Here is an 18,609-nt window from a genome sequence, read left to right on the forward strand (position 1 = left end):
TATACCCACCGGCAGAGAAAAAACGGTCACCAGTCGGCAACCGGCCCATCTCCTTAAATGTCGGAAGCCATTATCCTGAATCCGTGACGTCTGGACTCGTATTTTGGCCATATCTTACTGCCATAAGGTTATAATTGTCACAGAATTTTTGATAATAACCCTCACCAGCCGCCCCTTCGGGACGAACCCTCACGGATGCAGGATTATGCCATGTTCCCTTGTTTTTGCAAGAAATTATGTCGGCTGACCCGCATTCATCCGGCCTGCAGCCACTGGCCTGTCAACGGAGATGTTCCTCCATCTGTCCTTGTGGCTGAACCTGTACATACCGATCATCCAGCTGCTTTTCCACCGCCGCCAGCAGATCTACAGCCAGCTTTTGTTTGTCGGTGGCCCGATACTCGCCTGTTTCAACCGGCGGGCCGATCCGGATATCGATTTCACCGCTCTCGGGCAGGAATTTCCCTTTGGGCAGAACCTCGTATGAGCCGTTGAAACCAATGGGAACAATCGGCACCCCGGCCTTGATCGCCAGGAGCACGGCACCGGCCTTGAAGTCGCGGACGACCCCATCTTCGCTGCGGGTCCCCTCGGGAAAAATCAGCACGGAACAGCCCCCTGCGATCCGTTTGGCGGCCTCATCGAGACTTTTCATGGCCTGCCGCCCCCGGGACCGGTCGATGGCGATGTAGCCGACCCGGTGCATTGCCTGGCCAAACACCGGAACACGAAACAACTCTCTCTTGGCTATCCACCTGAAATCATGATCAAAATACCCCTGGAACGCAAATATATCAAACTGACTGCAATGGTTGCCGGCAAAGATATAGGTCTGGTCGGGATCAATATTTTCAAGGCCGGTCACCTTCACCCTGACACCGGCAAGCCGGCAGAGAACCCGCCCCCAGAACCGGGCAAAAACCTGGGCCTTGACTTGTGATCGACGGATAAAGAGAATATCGAAAATGGCGATCGCTGACACGAAAAAAGTCAGAATGGGCGCCAGGATAAGCGTCAACATGCCGCGAATTGTCTGGATCGGCGCCATAGAGATCTCCAATGTTGTCTGTTGTTCTCCCGAAACGCGGAGAGATGTGGGGTAAAATGGATATCAGGCCCTGTTCACATGCTCTCGCCCACAGACGACAGGACCGGGTACAGGTGTACTTAGCAGGAGCGAGTATGAAGAGCAAGAAATTCGTCACTGTTCGCTGGCAGCAATTGCAAGCCTCCATTGGCGCGCGGCAAGAAGATGAAACGTTGCGGGATTGACGGAAATGCTGCAATCGAATATAGTTGGCGCCTCATTACATACTTTATCCTGAATCCATGAGCGTTCGTCCGTGAAGGGCGGTTGGTGAAAGGCATTACCAGGGATTTTGCTGAAATTATTAGATGGGTACAGCAAGATATATCCGCAACAAGAGCCCAGCCGTCACGGATTCAGGTTTGTTCATTTGTTCATATGCCGCGGCAACACAACCGGCATATATGTCGCTGCCTTCTTTACAAGGAGTCTGTTTTGACAGAAGAGATCATCTCCATCAACACCGACAGTCAGCTCATTGTCCCCAATAATCCGGTGATTCCATTCATCGAGGGCGACGGGATCGGCGCTGACATCTGGGCAGCGGCCCAGAAGGTACTGGATGCCGCGGTTGCCAGAAGCTACGGTACGACCAGAAAAATTGATTGGCTGGAAATTCTCGCCGGCGAAAAAGCTTACAACGCTACAGGTGAATGGCTGCCGCCGGAAAGTATTGATGCCCTGAAAAAATATGTGGTGGCCATCAAGGGACCGTTGACCACCCCGGTGGGAGAAGGTATACGCAGTCTCAATGTGACCCTGCGCCAGGTTCTTGATCTGTACGCCTGTGTCCGCCCTGTTCGTTACTATCAGGGGGTTGTCTCGCCAGTAAAATCTCCTGAAAAAGTCGACATGGTCATCTTCCGTGAAAACACCGAGGATGTCTATGCGGGTATCGAATGGCAGGCCGGCAGCGATCAGGCCAACCGGGTGATTGAATTTCTCCGCAGTGAGATGGATGCCCATATCCGGGACAATTCAGGTATAGGCGTCAAGCCGATATCGGAATTCGGGACTAAACGCCTGGTTCGCAAGGCCATCCAGTATGCCCTCGACCAGGGCCGCACTTCGGTGACCCTGGTCCATAAAGGGAATATCATGAAATTCACCGAAGGAGCTTTCCGCAATTGGGGATACGAATTGGCCGCGGAAGAGTTTGCCGAGGTCACCATCTCTGAAGACGAGGTCTGGAACCAGTACAACGGTTCGCCACCGGCTGGTAAAATCGTCATCAAGGACCGCATCGCGGATGCCATGTTTCAGCAGGTCCTGCTTCGTCCGGAAGAATACTCCGTGCTGGCGATGCCCAATCTCAACGGCGACTATATGTCCGATGCACTTGCCGCCCAGGTCGGAGGGCTCGGGATTGCCCCCGGAGCCAATATCGGGGACGGAGTCGCCCTGTTCGAGGCCACCCACGGCACTGCTCCCAAGTATGCTGGACTCGACAAAGTCAATCCAGGCTCGCTGTTGCTTTCAGGGGTCATGCTGCTGGAATACATCGGCTGGAATGAAGCGGCAGAACTAATTCAAACAGCGCTGCAAACGACCATTACCAAAAAAACGGTCACCTATGATCTGGCCCGGCAGATGGAGGGCGCCACGGAGTTGTCCTGCTCCGCTTTTGGCAGCGCCATCATCAATAACATGTAACGACACCGCTCAAGGGGGTTGGCAACTGTTTGCTGTATTCCCTTCTTTTCTGGTAACATCTGTCCTGGAACAATAGGTGTCCTCATTTCTGGAGGCGATCAAAGATCTCCTGTTTCCCCCGACCTGTCTGGGCTGTACACGGCGGCTGGCGACCTCCCGGCCGCCGTTTTTCTGTGCAGACTGCCTGGCTGAGGTTGTTTATCTTGGTTCCCCCTGCTGCGCCTGCTGCGGCATACCTTTTCCCACCGGTGTCGATCATCTCTGCGGCGACTGCCTCGTTCACCCTCCGGCTTTTGATGTTGCCCGATCCGTGCTGCTTTATCAGCCCCCGGTTGCCACAGTCCTGCGCACCCTGAAATTCGGTGGCCAACTGACCGGCCTCACCACCCTGGGAGCCTTGGCAAGCCAGTCCCCGTTCATGCATCACTTTACCCCGCCGGATTACATTGTGCCGGTGCCCCTCCATCTCAGCCGTCTCCGGCAACGGGGTTTCAATCAGGCCCGGTCCATTGCCGCAGCCTGCTTCCCCCACTGGCAAGACCGCATCAAAATCAACCTGCTCCTCCGAAATCGACCCACTGTTCCCCAGACAGATCTCAGCGGTGAAGAGCGGCGAAAAAACCTGAAAAACGCCTTCATCCCGGTTGAGGATATCCGGTTCGCGAAAAAACGGATTCTCCTGGTCGATGACATCTTCACAACCGGCAGCACCGTGAGCGAATGCAGTCTCGCTCTCCGCCGGGCCGGCGTAGCACGAATCGAAGTGTTCACCCTGGCCAGAAGTCTGGCTCCCTGAAGGATAGTCGACCCCGGGCGCTCCATCTTTGCACGGACTTGCCTGCATGCGGAAAATGGTTCAGCAGACAGCCATGGCTGGAACAACCAGCCATGGTGTCACGAAGCGGGCACAACAAGTTTGTTACTGTTTTTATTCATAAAAATTTCGAATAAAAATTTCTTTTTTTTTTCTGATCCCGACATTTCCCGAAATAATGGAGTAAAAAGAGGTTAAAGAATCCCCTTGTCACGTAAGCTAAAAATTGAGGATAATCGAGCTTTATTCAGTAAAATGGAGCAAGACGAAAATAACATGATGTTAACTCTCTGTTAATAACTCCTTTGCCACAAAGCTAACATATTGTTTTAAATTACCTTTTAACCAGCACTGCCAAAATGTACGCTGTGGTTGAGAGTTGCGACCTTGCCGTCTTGGAAACGCAAATCCCTGGACCACTTTTCACATGTGCACAATCATCATGGTTTGCAGGGTAAAATCAGCTCATACCGCTTTTGACCGGCAACCGGTTTTTCTGTAGATCAAAGCCCATCCGAAGGATCGGTTTCCCTCGTGACCATCAACTCATTTTATTTTTGAAAATAGGATATTGTCTATGTTGTGGAATACGATAAAGACATCTTTGCACAATACCTTACCGGAGAACGAATTCGGCTTGTGGATCAAACCGCTGGAATGTCGACGACAGGATGACCAGGGGATCGAGCTGATTGGACCGGATCGTTTTTTTTGTGCTTGGGTGGAAGACCGCTACCTGGACCTCATCCGGACAAAAGCCGAAGAACTGGGTATGAAAATCGAGGTGCGGTTGCAGGTTGCCGAGAGCCCGCCCCTGCAGCTTGACAGTGCCAGATCCGGTCAGCTCTGCCTGCCCGGCACAACCGGCGGATCCCGCCTGCGATCCCTTCACCCCGCCTTTACTTTTGAACAGTTCATGGTCGGCGAATCCAACCTGCTGGCCCGCTCTGCCTGCAAGGCTCTGGCGACCGGGGACAGCACCTTCGGCAACTGCCTCTTCATGAACAGCTCCACCGGGCTGGGAAAAAGCCACCTGACCCAGGCCGTTGTTCATCAGGTTCTTCGCTCCGCACCGTCGACCCGTCTCCATTACCTGACCGCACAGCAGTTTTCCGCCGAAATGGTCAAGGGAATTCGTACCAATGCCATGGAGCAGTTCTCGAAAAAATATGTCAATGGCTGCGACATGCTGCTGGTCGAAGATATTCATACCCTGACCGGAAAAAATAAAACCCAGGAAGAATTGAACACCATTCTCGATTACCTGATCAAGTCCGGACGGCGGGTTATTCTCACCTCCGCTTTGCCCGCGAATAAACTCTCCGGCATCGATGATGACTTCCGCAGCCGGATGACTTCCGGCCTGGTCACCGGCATCGAATCGCCTGACTATGCCACCAGAGCTCGGATCATCCGTCACAAATTGCAGCTGCATGGTCTGAAAACAGATGAGGATCTGGTGGAATACATGGCCGAAAACCTGCGGGGGGACATCAGAAGGATGGAAAGCGCCATCATGGGCATCAAGGCAAAATCCTGTCTGCACAATGCCCCGCCCGACCTTACCATGGCCAAGGAGGTGATCTTCAAGCTCATCGGCGCATCCTCGGACATCACCGGGGAATCCATCCGTGATCTCATCGGTCGCCAGTTCAAAGTCAGTGTCGACGACCTCTGTTCCCGCTCGCGGAAGCGTTCGGTCACTTTTCCCCGTCAGGTGGCCATGTATCTCACCCGCAAGTATACCAGTCATTCCCTGGCCGATATCGGCAACATGTACAACCGCGACCACTCCACGGTCCTCTATGCCATCAAGGCTATCACCAAGGACATGTCCCGGCAGGAGTCGGTAAGAAAACAGGTCGAAATGCTTTCCGCCAAGCTGAACTCCTGAATCCGCGACGCCGGGCGCTTGCGTTGGATATATCTTACCGTAATCAGATTATAATTGTAGTGGAATCCTTGACAATACCCTTCACCAGCCGCCCTGCGGGGCGTTCGCTCACGGATTCAGGATGCTGCCATGGTGGCCCCTTCGAGGTGGCCGCTTCCTTGCGTGGCAACGCGACCGTTTCTCAAAAATAGACGCCTTTCACTTCGGTTTTTTCTCCGGCGACGGCGTGGGTGGAGATCTCCGCGGCGATTCGTGCCGCTTCCTTGACCATATCGTTGATCCCGATCCCTTTCCAGCCAAAACCGCACAGGTGGAGATCTCCATGGGCAACATGCAGCTGTTGCCGCCACGCCAGCAGCTCGGTATAGCCCGCTTCCAGCTGAGGAATACCGGATCGTGATCGGAGAACGGTTGCAAAGGCCGGAGGCGGCAGGTCCATCAGTTGACCAAGATCACGGCAGACCTCGGTAATGAGCTGGTCGTCGTTGAGGTCCAGTCGCTCGGGATGACGGCGGCCGCCCACAAGGGCTTCAACAAGGTGATACCCCTCCGGAGCGCGACCGGGAAACATATGCGAGGAAAAGAGCGCCCCCAGCGTGAAACGTGCTTCCCGTTCCGGCGCCAGGTAGCCAAACCCGAAGGGGATTCGGGCCCGGTCATCGAAACCAAGCAGAACAGAGAGGATACGCGCCTCCGCAATAGCCGGCATTGGTGGTGGCATGGAGGGCAGGGCCGCCGCCAGCAACGCCAGTCCCTGGTTGACCGGCAGCGCCAGCACCAGGTGACGGCAGACGACCTCCCCCTGTTCCATCAACACCCGCCAACCCTGCTCTTCCCGAACCAGTCCCTGCACCTGATGACCGCAGGCCAGACTCCCCTGGGCAACAAGGCCTGCAGCCAGATGCTCCGGCAACATGGCCATGCCACCGCTGAAACTGGTCATGGCCGGCAGCCCTTTGCCGCGGTCCTTCCTGTGCCGGCGGGACTCCTTCCTGGCCCGCAACACCCCCCGGAGCACGGAACCGTGCTTGTGCTCCAAATCCCTGACCCCGGGCATGACGGCGTCGATTTTTAACCGCTCGATATCGCCGGCATAGGTTCCCGTATACACCGCATCGGCAAAGGGCAGCAGATCCTTGCCGAACCGGTGCTCCACCCACTGCGCTACAGTGGGTTCCCCTGGTAATGGTTTTTTCCACAGATCGGCCAGAATCCGCAGTTTCCCTCTCCACGGCATCAAGGGCTCCCGCAGGATGCGCAGCGGTTGCTGAGGAATGCATTGCAGGCGACCATTGAGGCAAAGGTAACGGACATATCGGCTCAGGGGTGCGGTGATGACCTCGCGCTCGAGACCGGCCAGCTCAATGAGGTGCCGACTTTCCGCACAATTATCAAGAAATCCATGCGGACCCCATTCCGCCAGGTAGCCGGACTCGTTATACGTGGTAATGGCACCACCGGGAATTGGTGCCCGCTCGAGAATGAGCCAGCGCAACTCCGGTCGCTGTTTGCCGACAAAAGCGGCAACACTCAGGCCGGAAAGGCCGCCGCCAACGATACAGAGGTCATACGGTAATGATTTCATGCGATTGTGCATCTCCAAATGATGCCCGAGTCCGGCATCGGTTGTCTTGACAGGAAATTATTCGTGCTTACCATGTCGGCCTGATAATTAAAAGAGCCTTTATCTTCCTAGCATTGTCTGGAAATACTCAAATTTCCGGTTTTTCAATCATCGCGCAACCGCAAAGCAACAGAGGATCTGACCCATGACAGAAGCACAGGTTGAAACCAAGCAATTTCAGGCGGAAACCAGAAAAGTCCTGGATATCGTCATAAATTCGCTCTACACCGAGCGTGACATTTTCATCCGTGAACTGGTGTCCAACGCCGCCGACGCTCTGGAAAAATTCCGGCACCAGAGCCTGATCGAAAAAATCGAATTCGATGCCCACGTTCCCTTGGAAATCGCCATTGACTGCGACGATAAAAAACATACCCTCACCATTGCCGACACCGGTATCGGCATGACCAGAGAGGAGTTGGAAACAAATCTCGGCACCATCGCTCACTCCGGTTCGCAGCATTTTTTCAAACAGCTGGAGGAAGCAGCCAAAAAAGATGTCAACCTCATCGGTCAGTTCGGGGTGGGCTTTTACTCGGCCTTCATGGCTGGAAAAAAGGTCCGGGTGCAGACCCGGCCCTGGGACGGCAGCGAAGGATGGGAGTGGGCCTCGGACGGGGGCGGCACCTATACCATCTCTCCCTGTCCAGGGCTGCATCGTGGCACCAAGATCATCATCGAACTCAAGGATGATGCCCATACCTATGCCTCCAAATTCACCATTGAACGGATCATCCAGCAGTATTCCACCTTTGTTCCCTTTCCAGTCAAGGTGGAAGGCAAGAAGGTCAACACGGTCCAGGCCATCTGGACCCGGTCGAAAAGTGAAATAACCGATGCGGAGTACAATGAATTTTACAAGTTCATTGGTACTGCTGTTGATGAGCCGCTGTATCGGCTCCACTTTTCCGCTGATGCTCCCCTGGCCATCAACGCCCTGGTTTACGTCCCCAGGGAAAATTTTGAAATTCTCGGCATGGGCCGGATGCAACCCGGGGTCAACCTGTATTGCCAGAAAGTACTCATCGATCAGCACAGCGAAAACATCCTGCCGGAATGGCTCCGTTTCCTCAAAGGGGTGGTCGATTCCGAGGATCTGCCGCTCAATATCTCCCGTCAAGCCCTGCAGGACAACGCCCTGGTAATCAAACTGCGCAAAGTCCTGACCAAACGGTTCATCAAATTCCTCAATGAAGAGGCGGAACGGAATCCGGAGACCTACCTCGAATTCTGGAAGACCTTCGGTATTTTCATCAAGGAAGGAGTCACCTCCGACTTTGAGCATCGCACTGAACTGGGGAAATTACTCCGTTTCGAATCCTCGTCCAGTGAGCCCGACAAGCCGATCTCCCTGGCCGAATATGTGGCCCGCATGCAGGACGGTCAGGACAAGATCTACTACATCAACGGACCGAGTCGTGCCGCGGTGGAATACAGTCCCTATGTGGAGATGTTTAAAAAACGGGGTGTGGAAATCTTCTATACCCTGGAACCCATCGACGATTTTGTGCTCAATCACCTGGGCGAATACGATGGCAAAAAGCTGGTTTCCGCCGACCGGGCGGACCTGAGTCTCCCCGAGGCGACCGGAGACAAGCAACCCGAAACCCAGGAGCAGGCCGAACCACTGACCGATGATCAGGCCCGAAAGCTGTGTGCCTGGATGAAAGAAATCCTCGGGGGCCGCATTCAGGAAGTGAAAACATCCAGCCGCCTGGTGGACAGTCCAGCCATGATCGTCAATGTCGATGCCTACATGACCTCCTCGATGGAGAGGATCCTCAAGGCATCCGGTCAATCCGAAGGGTTGGATATGGGGGCCAAGAAAGAAATGGAGATCAATACCGCCAGTCCGCTTATTAAAAAGCTGGCCTCCCTGCAGGAAAGTGATCCTGCTTTCGGCCGGGACGTGGTGGAACAACTCTACGATAATGCCATGATTCAAGCTGGTCTGCTGGTGGATCCCATGGAAATGGTGCGCCGCAACTACCGCATCCTCGACCGCATGGCCGGTGAAGAGCCGTCGACGACTTGACCGGTTCGCGAGGCCGGGTTGCAGTGGTCCATGCTATCTGGCCACGCGATGGTTGTTTTAACCAGGATGGCATTCTGAAAACCGAACCCGCGAAAAAAAGAGTCAAGCCTTGAAAAAAGGTTGTGTTCACGATATAGGAACACAACCTGCTTTTTTGCGCCGATTATTCCTGGAGGGAATTCGATGCGTTCACTCCTGCTGACCTGTTTCCTGGCTCTGTTCCTCGTTGCCGGTTGTTACACTAAACCGGTGCGGCACCTGGCCTCCGATGCCGCCTTGATCAAGCCGGGGCAGTCAACAGCCGCCGATGTCCATAAATACCTGGGTGAACCCGACGGCCGCCGGGAAGTGGGGCCCGGACTGGTCGAATATGTCTATTTCGAGGACCGGCCCGGCTTTCTTGGCGGCATGCCGATGGTCGGTAGACTTTCCAGTTCCTCCGGATATGAGATGATTATCATCACTCTGGAGCATGACCTGGTCCGACACGCCGAATTCCGAACCTTCAGTAAAGACGACCATCGCTGGATGAAGAATTATTCCTGGGAACCAGTTCAGTGAGTTCCACTTCGACCTTTGACATCTACCGGGAGCGGATGATCGAGCAACAATTGATCCGCCGTGGCATCAAGGACCAGCGTGTCCTTGATGCCATGCGACAGGTGCCCCGGCATCTCTTTGTCGAGGACGCGCTCCAGGCCCACGCCTATGGCGACTTCCCCTTGCCGATCGGCAGCGGCCAGACCATCTCGCAGCCCTATATCGTCGCGCTGATGACCGAGGCCCTGCACTTGAAGGGCCCGGAGAAAGTGCTCGAGATCGGCACAGGGTCCGGGTATCAGGCAGCTGTTCTTTCCCGCCTCTGCCAGCGGGTCTACACGGTGGAACGCATCGACATCCTGGTGGGACGCGCCCGCAAGGTCTTTGACCGGCTCCGCTATCACAACATCGTTTCACGCATTGACGACGGCACCGTGGGCTGGCCCGCGGAAGCGCCTTTTGATGCCATCATGGTCACCGCCGGTGGTCCGCACATTCCCCAACCCCTGTTGGCGCAGCTGGCCGATCCTGGCCGGTTGATCATACCGGTGGGCAGCCAGGGGCTGCAGGAACTGCAGGTTGTGGAAAAAAAAGGTGGCACATTGAGCGTTGCCGTCATTGAACAGGTCCGCTTCGTCGACCTCATAGGAGCCCATGGCTGGCCCATCTGAATCCCCAACCGGCCCCGCGGCTCGACGGCGATCGGCCCTGCATCGTCTCTACGACTGGTGCATGAAGTGGATCCAGACGCCAGCCGGCATCTGGACCCTGTTTCTCATTGCCGTCGCCGAATCATCCTTCTTCCCCATCCCGCCCGATGTCTTTCTCATCGCGCTTTGCGTGGCCGCGCCCCACCTTTCCTTCCGCTTTGCCGCGATATGCGCCGTCGGTTCCGTGATCGGTGGCATGATCGGTTACGGCATCGGTCTCGGCTTCATGGATACGATCGGCCAGCGGATCATGGAATGGTACAGCCTGCATGATAAATATGCCGTTGTCCAGGATCTGTACCAACGGTATGACGCCTGGGCCGTGGGCGCGGCCGGATTCACCCCCCTGCCCTACAAGTTGTTCACCATCACCGCCGGTGCGTTCAAGGTGGACTTTTTCACCTTTGTGCTGATGTCGCTGTTGTCTCGATCAGCCCGTTTTTTTCTTGTTGCTGCCTTGATTTACAAATTCGGCGCCCGGGTGCAGTATTTCATCAACCGATATTTTAACATTCTGACCATCGTCTTTTTCATCCTGCTGATCGGTGGCTTTGTGGCGGTGAGACTCCTCCTCTGAGCTGCAGCCAACGATGTTGCGCAACGGGGCACCCCTCTGCCCGTCTCAATCCATCCCATCTTACCGGCACGGCGGGGTAGGTAATCCTGCGAACTTCACCCCACACAAGGGATTTGAATCCATGTCTTTTCTTAACAGCGAAGCACTCCTTGACCTGCTGGTTCGGGAACGGTTGCTCAGTGGTGAGCAGCGGCAGTACATTGTCCTCCAGAAAGGCAAACAGCGGCAGAAGCTGCTCAAGCAACGGGGCGGGCGTCGGCAGGATGACGAACAGAAAATGGACAGAGGGTTTCCCGACCTGGTGGATATCATCGTCTCCATGGGGTTGGAGACCGGCGACGTCAGAAACATTCCCCTGACCGAGGAAGTGATCATGCGTGCCGTCAGTCACGGCCTCAAGATCCCTTTTAAAAAACTCGACCCCCTGGAGCTGGACATGGACATCGTCACCAAGACCATTCCCAGGTCCTTTGCCATCAACCACCTCATCCTGCCCATGGACCTGAATAACGGTATCCTCGAGGTGGTCACCTATTACCCGGATAACCAGCATGTGCTGGAAGACATTGAACGGGCCAATCAGGTCACGGTGCGACCGTATCTGTCAACCCGGACCGATATCAGGAAAATCCTCGCCGAATTCTTCGGGTTTCAGCATTCCATCACCGCGGCGGAGACCCAGTTCGGGGCCACCGGCACCGCCTCCACCGTTGATATCGGCAACCTCGAGCAGTATGTGCGCCTGGCTTCCTCCAAAGAGCTGAGCTCCTCTGATCAGCACATCAAAGCCGCGGTCAATCACCTGTTCAGTTACGCCCTCGAGCAACGGGCCAGCGACATTCATATCGAGCCCAAGCGGAACATCTGCATGGTCCGGTACCGCATCGACGGCATTCTTCATACCATTTATAAATTACCCAAAGCGGTCCATTCCGCCATCACCTCCCGCATCAAAAGTCTGGCGCGCCTCGACATCGCGGAAAAGCGACGGCCCCAGGACGGTCGCATCAAAATCGGTCGGCGGGAGGGTGACAGTGAGGCCGAGATCCGCGTGTCCACGGTCCCGGTCGCTTTCGGCGAAAAAACCGTCATGCGGATCCTCAATCCGGACGTTATCTTTCAGCATCTCGACGATCTCGGCTTTTCCCGGCGGGATCGACTGGTGTACAACAGCTTCATGTCCTCGGCCCACGGGATCGTGCTGGTGACCGGCCCCACCGGCAGCGGCAAATCCACCACCCTGTACTCCACCCTCAAGCAGATCGCTTCTCCGGAACGGAACATCATCACCGTCGAAGACCCGGTGGAAATGGTCCATGAGGAATTCAACCAGATCGCGGTCCAGACGCAGATCGATGTCACCTTTTCCAACATTCTGCGCAACATCCTCCGCCAGGATCCGGATGTCATCATGATCGGTGAGATACGCGATCTCGAGACCGCCACCTATGCCGTGCAGGCGGCGTTGACCGGGCATCTGGTTTTTTCCACCCTGCACACCAACGATGCGGTTGCAACCATCATTCGCCTTCAGGACCTCGGCCTCGAGCCCTTTCTCATCGCCTCGACCATGCTCGGCGCCCTGGCTCAGCGGCTCGTTCGCCGGATCTGCCCACACTGCACCGAAGCCTATACGACGGATGCCGCTGGACTGCGCAAACTTGGCTTCCCGGTGACCGGCAAGGACACGGTGGTCCTTCATCGCGGCAAAGGCTGTGTGCAGTGCCGCAACACCGGTTATCTGGGACGATTAGGCATTTTCGAAATTTTTCCCATGTCGGAGCAGATGAAAAAACTGATTGCCAGCCAGGCCGATGACCGTGAACTGCGGCAGGTGGCTGTCAGGGAGGGCATGACCACCTTGCGCGAGGACGCCTGGCGCAAGGTACAGGCCGGTCAGACCACTGTTGAGGAGGCCCTCCGGGTTACCGGCGAGGCCTATTCCTGAATCCGTGACGGCTGGAAACTTGTTTGGAGCACATTTTATTGTAAATAGGTTATAAATGCGGCAATTATCTTTGCAATATGCCGTTACCCGCCGCCCTTCGGGGCGTTCGTCCGCACGCCATCTTCATTGCCCGTAACCGTCCGATAAAGTGTACTTTAATCGATCGGTCACAAACAATGAAGCTGACGCACGGACGAACGCTCACGGATCCAGAGTCTCTGACTTTTTCCATTTCTCATCAGAATTTGCTTTTCGCGTCAGAGGTACTATTGTTCCTGCAAACCGATCGCTCACAAAGTCATGCAGCACATGCAGAGGCTTTTTCATCGACAACCAACCGGCACCCATGACTAAAAAGCAACCCTCCGGACAGAAAATCGTCAGTAAAAATAAAAAAGCCTTTCATGATTACCACATCGACCAGACCTTCGAGGCCGGGATCGTTCTCAACGGTCCGGAAGTCAAATCGTTGCGGGCGGGCAAGGTCAATCTTCGCGATGGCTACGCCCAACTCAAAAATGGCGAAATCTTTCTCTACAATGTGCATATTTCCCCCTATGCCTATGCCACCCATGTCAGCCAGGATCCGCTCCGGGTCCGCAAATTACTGCTCCACCGGCGTGAAATCAAAAAATTGATCGGGAAATTGCACGAAAAAGGCATTGCGCTTATCCCGCTAAAGATTTATTTTATACCTAATGGTAAGGCAAAAGTGGAACTCGCCTTGGCCAGAGGAAAAAAACTCTACGACAAACGGGCTGCCCTCAAGGAAAAAGAATCCAACCGCGACGTGGAACGAAGTATGCGCCGCAACGAATGATTCTCCAGGGCCGCCCAAACACGATAACGATTAACACATCTGCACTCGACAGAGAGATAAAGGGGGCGAAACGGATTCGACGGGGATATTGAAGCTTAGTGTTGCATGCCGAGTTTCTGTCAGCTCGTAAAATTGGCGGAATTTAAATATAATCGCAGACGATTATAATTACGCAATGGCAGCGTAAGCTGCTTTGCCGTTCCACCGGGCTTCGCCTGTAAGACCGGATTCGGAGCGTCGACTCAACAGGCTGGTCAACCGCGCTTGCCTGGAGCACGGATGACGAGAACTTTCAGGCTGGCATCCGAATATCCTGGTTCCGGGTGAGAATCGGATGCGAGACCCCAATCCTGGAACTAAGCATGTAGAGACATAAGGGGAGAGTTTTCGGACCCGGGTTCAACTCCCGGCGCCTCCACCATTGAGAAAAACAAACCCGTCCACTAACCGCGTCCGGTTGGTGGACGGGTTTTGTTTTTCCAGATATCAGAAGCGATTTGCGTCGCTTTCAGGGTGTGAGCGCTGCCGCCCCTTTCTCTCCTGTTTCGGGAAACCCGTCATTCCCCGCTTCTCTTTCGCCTCGAAATTCTCCGCATTTCCCCCCATTCTCCGGACCTTGTCCGGTTTCCTGCATCTTTTCCTGCAACCGCTGTTCGGCGATCTCGTCGGCAAACTGGTTGATACTCTTCATGATTCCGTCAAACAGTTCGTTGATGTCCATGGTCGGTCGCTCCTCGGTTTGGTTTATGCCCTTACCTACCGGAAAGACGGAGAAAGTGTCGGGCGATGGCTGATTTTTTTTCGTGTCTGCTCCCATGGGCCTTACCTACCGGAGCGGTTTCAAAGCTGTCGGAACTCCTTCGAATTTTAAGTTGCACGCCGCATAGCAGATGTTATATCGTCGGGTAGTTTTGAATGGCCCTCGTACGCCCGGTGGTTTCGGGTGCGCGAAAGCCCAGAAGATGAATCTGCCTTGGGAGGCTGAGCGATGAACAGACAACGTGCCCTTGACCTGCTGAGCCGCGGTATACCGGAGCTGCGCCCCTGTATCGAACAGGAGCGGGTCAATGTCTGAAATGGTCTCACGCGAAGACGCGAAGGCGCGAAGGGATATCGAGGAAGTAGCCGCCATCGTGGTCGATGTGGCATTGCAACTGCATCGGGATTTTGGGCCGGGACTGCTGGAGTCGGTTTATGAGGCGATGCTGGCTCATATGCTGCAACAGCGCGGACTACTGGTCGAAAGGCAAAAGCCGGTTCCCATCCAGTATCAGGGTGTTTCACTCGATGAAGGTTTTCGGCTGGATCTATTGGTTGACGGTCGGTTGATCGTTAAGCTGAAGTCAGTCGAAAACATCCACCCGGTTCACCCCAAGCAACTTCTGACCTACCTGCGTCTGATGAACCTGCCCCTCGGACTGCTCGTCAACTTTGGCGCACCACTCCTGAAGAATGGCCTGCAACGCGTGGTCAACAAACACACCAACTTCGCGTCTTCGCGCCTTCGCGTGCATCAACAGGAGGCGCAGTCATGAAACCCGGCAGCGTCAAGATCGTCGACCGCGTCTCCGCCGTGGAGGCGATTAAGCTGTTGAATGAAGAGGATCTGCTCTTTCTCAACCGGCTGATCGTCGAGCGGCTCAAGCTCATTTCCCAGGCCCGCGCCACCACGCTGATGACCAGCTTCACCAGGGGCGACCGGGTCGGCTTCCAGGCCCCGGACGGACGGATGCTGGAAGGCATGGTGCTGCGCCTTAACAAGAAGACCATCAGCGTCGCCACCGACGACGGCCACCAGTGGAACGTCGCGCCCGGCCTGTTGCGCCTGGTTCAATCAGCGGGAGATGTCCAACGACCATGATCCGCCAACCCGAAAACTTTCCTGAAACGGTCAAGGAGGTGCGGCGGCAGCTGGCCCTCTCCCAGGAGGAGTTGGCCCACGCCCTTGGGGTGAGCTTCGCCACGGTCAACCGCTGGGAGAACGGCAAAACCATTCCCTCGAAGCTGGCGCAGCGGCAGTTCGAGCAGTTTTGTGCACTCAAACGGAAACAGGGGAAGTTGGCTTGATGAATAAAAAACAACTTTCCGAGCGTGATATCTGCACAAAGTACATCACGCCCGCCCTGGAGAAGGCGGGGTGGGATGTTACCACCCAGGTCCGTGAAGAGTTTCCTCTCACCAAGGGACGCATCATCGTGCGTGGCAAGCTGCATACCCGTGCCAAGCACAAGCGCGCCGATTATGTCCTGTTTTACAAGCCGAACATCCTCATTGCCATTATCGAGGCCAAGGACAACAACCACACGGTTGGCGACGGTATGCAACAGGCGTTGGGCTACGCCGATATGCTCCAAGTGCCTTTTGTGTTCAGCTCCAACGGCGACGCTCAGCGCATCAGTCAGATGGTCTGGTTGATTTTCCTGAAGATCTTCGACGACAAGGAACAGGAGTGGCAGCTCACCGTGCCCGGCTACAAATCGCCGCTGCCCAGCCGTTTCCGCTGGTCCAGCTGGGCCAAGAACCCCCACGAGGTGAAGGTCAACCACCGCGATCCGGAAGAGCTGATGGTTGAGTACCAGCAGATCGTCCACCAGCTCGAAGCGGCGCAGGCCGCCTTGAAAGCCGAGTTGATGGCCTGCCTGGGGGGGAAGGCATGAGCAAAGATCCTCGACAGTCAAGGGGCCGCCAAAAGCCAGAGGCGTCCTTTCCGGTAGCCGGAAATAAGCTGGATTTACCCATGGATTACCAGTCCACCCTGACTAACCTCAAAGAACGTATTGCGAATGAGCGGCTGAGGGTAGCACTTTCTGCCAATGCCGCGATGGTTTTACTTTACTGGGATATCGGACAAACCATCTTGAACCGACAAGACCGGCAAGGCTGGGGTGCCAAAATCATTGATCACCTCTCAGAAGACCTGAAAGAAGCGTTTCCGGAAATGAACGGATTCTCTCCGCGAAACCTCAAATATATGCGGACATTCGCCCAAGAGTGGCCTGATCGCGAAATAGTGCAACGCACCGTTGCACAAATTCCATGGCGTAGTAATTTGGCGCTTCTGCACAAGCTAAACGATAGCGAAACCCGCCTATGGTATGCCAAACAGACCATTGAGAATGGTTGGTCAAAAGACATTCTCGCCTTGCAGATCGAAAGCCGGCTTCATGAGCGACAAGGCAAAGCTCCCAATAATTTTGCCCTCACCTTGCCGCCGAAAGATTCAGACATGGCTGCGCAGGTCTTCAAAGACCCCTACCTTTTCGACTTTCTTGGCACCGCCGACACCCGAAAAGAACGCGAAATCGAGCAGGCGCTGATCGATCATGTCCAGAAATTCCTGTTGGAACTTGGGGCCGGATTCGCCTTTGTTGGCCGACAGGTTCTGCTGGAGGTTGGAGATCGAGATTTCCGGCTGGATCTGCTCTTCTACCACCTGAAGCTGCGTTGTTATGTGGTGATCGAACTCAAAGCCGTCCCCTTTGATCCTGGCTTTACCGGAACCCTCAACCTCTATCTGTCCGCCGTCGATGACCTCTTGCGCCATCCCGACGATAAACCAACCATCGGGTTGCTGCTCTGCAAAAGCAAAGACGATCTGGTCGTCGAATATGCCCTGGACGGCTACCGCCGCCCCATGGGCGTAGCCCAATGGGAAAGCCGGCTCACCCAAAGCTTGCCGGATGATCTCAAAGGCTCCCTTCCCACTATCGAAGAGATTGAAAAAGAATTGGAGGGCGGCGATGAGTAGATCACATATTCGAAATTTTCGAATACCTGCCGCTGAGGGTGAGCTGACCACCAAACAGGTGATGAGAAAATTGGGAATTTCCGAATTTTCCAACAAGCCAACGGAGGCCGAGGCTGAACTGAAGCAAATCGAAGCGACACGGAAGAAGGGGGGCAAGGCATGACCGACGCCACCCGCAATCTGCTGGAACAGCACTTCGACACCGCCTTTACCGCGCCGGGTGGCATCGCCAAACTGCGCGAGTTGATCCTGACGCTCGCCATGCAGGGCCAGCTGGTGGTGCAAGATCCGAATGATCCCCCGGCTTCTGAACTGTTGAAGGAGATCGAGGCGAAAAAACAGCGGTTGGTGAATGCGGGCAAAATCAAGATCCCCTCCCCGCCATTACCCAAACAACACCGCATCGTCGCCCGCATCGACCAGTTGATGTCCCGTTGTGATGTGCTGGAGAAGTTGCGTAATTAGTGCCTGAACTAAAACTCAAAAACGACAATAAATCAAGTCGTTGTCACCATACTCCAGACATGAAGAAAATGAGAGCATGATTAACGACGAGAGCGGTTAATGGTGTAACATATTGATTACTATGGTATAGTTCACCATAAAATTCCATCGGGTAAGCCCCCTGAGCAGATACAACCACCGCTGCCGCCAAATCTTCACAGGATGAATACTTCATGCGCAAGGTAATCGAACCTCAAATGCAGTTGGGTGAACTGGCCATCGGCGCCATCAAGCTGGACCCTAAATCCCGCGATGATATCCCCCAGATCTTGCGGGGACTCCAGCACATCTACACCACGCCCGAACTGCGCAGGTCGGTCTTCGCGATCCTCGAAGAGGTCCTGCCTGAGCGTCAAGTCGAGGGACAGACCGTCAAGGCGGATCCCAAGAACGGTCGCCCCGGCATGACCCAATGGCAGATTCTGGTCCTGGGGGTGCTCAGGGTAGGGCTCAATGCCGACTATGATCGTATCCATGAGTTGGCCAACGAACATAAGACCCTTCGACAAATGCTCGGTCACAGCGACTGGACGGACGTCAAGTATTATAACCTGCAGACTCTCAAGGATAATCTGCGGCTGTTCACACCGGAGATTCTGGACCGGATCAACCAGGAAGTCGTCCGCGCGGGACACCTGGCATTAAAAAAAAACCC

General features: G+C 55.0%; 17 protein-coding genes, 1 other RNA gene and 2 pseudogenes. 17 read left to right on the top strand and 3 right to left on the bottom strand.

The genetic code is table 11. The annotated features are described in order from the left end of the window. Positions 1-280 precede the first annotated feature (280 nt). The gene (locus JWG43_RS14990) at positions 281-1,048 is read right to left on the bottom strand and encodes a lysophospholipid acyltransferase family protein (protein WP_205243761.1); all 768 of its coding nucleotides are present in this window, start codon (positions 1,046-1,048) and stop codon (positions 281-283) included. A gap of 474 nt (positions 1,049-1,522) precedes the next feature. Between JWG43_RS14990 and icd the strand changes: the two genes are divergently transcribed. The 3 genes from icd (at position 1,523) to dnaA (ending at position 5,448) form a co-directional block, all read left to right on the top strand. Then, the gene (icd, locus tag JWG43_RS14995) at positions 1,523-2,740 is read left to right on the top strand and encodes an isocitrate dehydrogenase (NADP(+)) (protein WP_240193624.1); all 1,218 of its coding nucleotides are present in this window, start codon (positions 1,523-1,525) and stop codon (positions 2,738-2,740) included. 76 nt (positions 2,741-2,816) lie between these two features. Then, on the top strand, positions 2,817-3,536 hold the full coding sequence (locus tag JWG43_RS15000; RefSeq protein ID WP_205243763.1) for a double zinc ribbon domain-containing protein: 720 nt from the start codon (positions 2,817-2,819) through the stop codon (positions 3,534-3,536). 595 nt (positions 3,537-4,131) lie between these two features. Beyond that, entirely contained in the window at positions 4,132-5,448 is a 1,317-nt protein-coding gene (gene dnaA, locus JWG43_RS15005) for a chromosomal replication initiator protein DnaA (RefSeq protein WP_205243764.1), read from the top strand. A 181-nt stretch (positions 5,449-5,629) separates the two neighbouring features. Here the strand turns inward: dnaA and hemG are convergent, their stop codons facing one another. Beyond that, entirely contained in the window at positions 5,630-7,033 is a 1,404-nt protein-coding gene (gene hemG / locus JWG43_RS15010) for a protoporphyrinogen oxidase (RefSeq protein ID WP_205243765.1), read from the bottom strand. Positions 7,034-7,217: 184 nt separating this feature from the next. On the opposite strand from hemG, the gene htpG reads away from it, so the two are divergent. The 7 genes from htpG (at position 7,218) to ssrA (ending at position 14,123) form a co-directional block, all read left to right on the top strand. Then, a complete protein-coding gene (gene htpG / locus JWG43_RS15015; protein ID WP_205243766.1) occupies positions 7,218-9,107 on the top strand; it encodes a molecular chaperone HtpG in 1,890 nt (629 codons plus the stop codon). Positions 9,108-9,290: 183 nt separating this feature from the next. After that, complete coding sequence (locus JWG43_RS15020) at positions 9,291-9,668, top strand: hypothetical protein (protein ID WP_205243767.1); 378 nt, start codon at positions 9,291-9,293, stop codon at positions 9,666-9,668. Between the two features lie 35 nt (positions 9,669-9,703). Beyond that, the gene (locus JWG43_RS15025) at positions 9,704-10,318 is read left to right on the top strand and encodes a protein-L-isoaspartate(D-aspartate) O-methyltransferase (protein WP_205243776.1); all 615 of its coding nucleotides are present in this window, start codon (positions 9,704-9,706) and stop codon (positions 10,316-10,318) included. Beyond that, on the top strand, positions 10,302-10,934 hold the full coding sequence (locus JWG43_RS15030; RefSeq protein WP_205243768.1) for a YqaA family protein: 633 nt from the start codon (positions 10,302-10,304) through the stop codon (positions 10,932-10,934). The genes JWG43_RS15025 and JWG43_RS15030 overlap by 17 nt, the downstream gene beginning before the upstream one ends. Before the next feature lie 121 nt (positions 10,935-11,055). Beyond that, entirely contained in the window at positions 11,056-12,882 is a 1,827-nt protein-coding gene (locus JWG43_RS15035; protein ID WP_205243769.1) for a GspE/PulE family protein, read from the top strand. Positions 12,883-13,228: 346 nt separating this feature from the next. Next, positions 13,229-13,702 carry an SsrA-binding protein SmpB gene (gene smpB / locus JWG43_RS15040; protein ID WP_205243770.1) on the top strand — a complete coding sequence of 158 codons (474 nt, stop codon included), beginning with the start codon at positions 13,229-13,231 and terminating at the stop codon, positions 13,700-13,702. A 61-nt stretch (positions 13,703-13,763) separates the two neighbouring features. Continuing rightward, positions 13,764-14,123, top strand: a transfer-messenger RNA (tmRNA) gene (gene ssrA / locus JWG43_RS15045). Positions 14,124-14,210: 87 nt separating this feature from the next. Here ssrA and JWG43_RS15050 read toward each other — a convergent pair. Then, entirely contained in the window at positions 14,211-14,519 is a 309-nt protein-coding gene (locus JWG43_RS15050) for a hypothetical protein (RefSeq protein WP_240193625.1), read from the bottom strand. 250 nt (positions 14,520-14,769) lie between these two features. On the opposite strand from JWG43_RS15050, the gene JWG43_RS15055 reads away from it, so the two are divergent. The 7 genes and pseudogenes from JWG43_RS15055 to JWG43_RS15085 all read left to right on the top strand — a co-directional run. Continuing rightward, a complete protein-coding gene (locus JWG43_RS15055) occupies positions 14,770-15,237 on the top strand; it encodes a GxxExxY protein (RefSeq protein WP_240193626.1) in 468 nt (155 codons plus the stop codon). Continuing rightward, positions 15,234-15,563 carry a hypothetical protein gene (locus JWG43_RS15060; protein WP_205243771.1) on the top strand — a complete coding sequence of 110 codons (330 nt, stop codon included), beginning with the start codon at positions 15,234-15,236 and terminating at the stop codon, positions 15,561-15,563. Before JWG43_RS15055 ends, JWG43_RS15060 begins: the two co-directional genes overlap by 4 nt. Then, on the top strand, positions 15,560-15,769 hold the full coding sequence (locus JWG43_RS15065; RefSeq protein WP_205243772.1) for a helix-turn-helix domain-containing protein: 210 nt from the start codon (positions 15,560-15,562) through the stop codon (positions 15,767-15,769). The genes JWG43_RS15060 and JWG43_RS15065 overlap by 4 nt, the downstream gene beginning before the upstream one ends. Continuing rightward, on the top strand, positions 15,769-16,359 hold the full coding sequence (locus JWG43_RS19725) for a type I restriction endonuclease (protein WP_240193627.1): 591 nt from the start codon (positions 15,769-15,771) through the stop codon (positions 16,357-16,359). The genes JWG43_RS15065 and JWG43_RS19725 overlap by 1 nt, the downstream gene beginning before the upstream one ends. A gap of 80 nt (positions 16,360-16,439) precedes the next feature. Continuing rightward, positions 16,440-17,450, top strand: coding sequence for a PDDEXK nuclease domain-containing protein (locus tag JWG43_RS15075; RefSeq protein ID WP_205243773.1), 1,011 nt, complete (start codon positions 16,440-16,442; stop codon positions 17,448-17,450). 159 nt (positions 17,451-17,609) lie between these two features. Continuing rightward, positions 17,610-17,840, top strand: a pseudogene (locus JWG43_RS15080) (restriction endonuclease subunit S); the annotation flags it as partial. A 287-nt stretch (positions 17,841-18,127) separates the two neighbouring features. Then, a pseudogene (locus JWG43_RS15085) lies at positions 18,128-18,609 on the top strand (ISNCY family transposase); the annotation flags it as partial.

It is taken from the genome of Desulfobulbus alkaliphilus, assembly GCF_016918545.1.
Taxonomy (GTDB): Bacteria; Desulfobacterota; Desulfobulbia; order Desulfobulbales; family Desulfobulbaceae; genus Desulfobulbus; species Desulfobulbus alkaliphilus.

What these genes read in the sequence shown, in the direction of transcription:
- JWG43_RS14990 (WP_205243761.1), bottom strand. Translation starts at nt 1,048, where the DNA reads ATGGCGCCGATCCAGACAATTCGCGGCATGTTGACGCTTATCCTGGCG.
- dnaA (WP_205243764.1), top strand. Translation starts at nt 4,132, where the DNA reads ATGTTGTGGAATACGATAAAGACATCTTTGCACAATACCTTACCGGAG.
- hemG (WP_205243765.1), bottom strand. Translation starts at nt 7,033, where the DNA reads ATGAAATCATTACCGTATGACCTCTGTATCGTTGGCGGCGGCCTTTCC.
- htpG (WP_205243766.1), top strand. Translation starts at nt 7,218, where the DNA reads ATGACAGAAGCACAGGTTGAAACCAAGCAATTTCAGGCGGAAACCAGA.
- JWG43_RS15020 (WP_205243767.1), top strand. Translation starts at nt 9,291, where the DNA reads ATGCGTTCACTCCTGCTGACCTGTTTCCTGGCTCTGTTCCTCGTTGCC.
- JWG43_RS15025 (WP_205243776.1), top strand. Translation starts at nt 9,704, where the DNA reads ATGATCGAGCAACAATTGATCCGCCGTGGCATCAAGGACCAGCGTGTC.
- JWG43_RS15030 (WP_205243768.1), top strand. Translation starts at nt 10,302, where the DNA reads ATGGCTGGCCCATCTGAATCCCCAACCGGCCCCGCGGCTCGACGGCGA.
- JWG43_RS15035 (WP_205243769.1), top strand. Translation starts at nt 11,056, where the DNA reads ATGTCTTTTCTTAACAGCGAAGCACTCCTTGACCTGCTGGTTCGGGAA.
- smpB (WP_205243770.1), top strand. Translation starts at nt 13,229, where the DNA reads ATGACTAAAAAGCAACCCTCCGGACAGAAAATCGTCAGTAAAAATAAA.
- JWG43_RS15050 (WP_240193625.1), bottom strand. Translation starts at nt 14,519, where the DNA reads ATGGGAGCAGACACGAAAAAAAATCAGCCATCGCCCGACACTTTCTCC.
- JWG43_RS15055 (WP_240193626.1), top strand. Translation starts at nt 14,770, where the DNA reads ATGTCTGAAATGGTCTCACGCGAAGACGCGAAGGCGCGAAGGGATATC.
- JWG43_RS15060 (WP_205243771.1), top strand. Translation starts at nt 15,234, where the DNA reads ATGAAACCCGGCAGCGTCAAGATCGTCGACCGCGTCTCCGCCGTGGAG.
- JWG43_RS15065 (WP_205243772.1), top strand. Translation starts at nt 15,560, where the DNA reads ATGATCCGCCAACCCGAAAACTTTCCTGAAACGGTCAAGGAGGTGCGG.
- JWG43_RS19725 (WP_240193627.1), top strand. Translation starts at nt 15,769, where the DNA reads ATGAATAAAAAACAACTTTCCGAGCGTGATATCTGCACAAAGTACATC.
- JWG43_RS15075 (WP_205243773.1), top strand. Translation starts at nt 16,440, where the DNA reads ATGGATTACCAGTCCACCCTGACTAACCTCAAAGAACGTATTGCGAAT.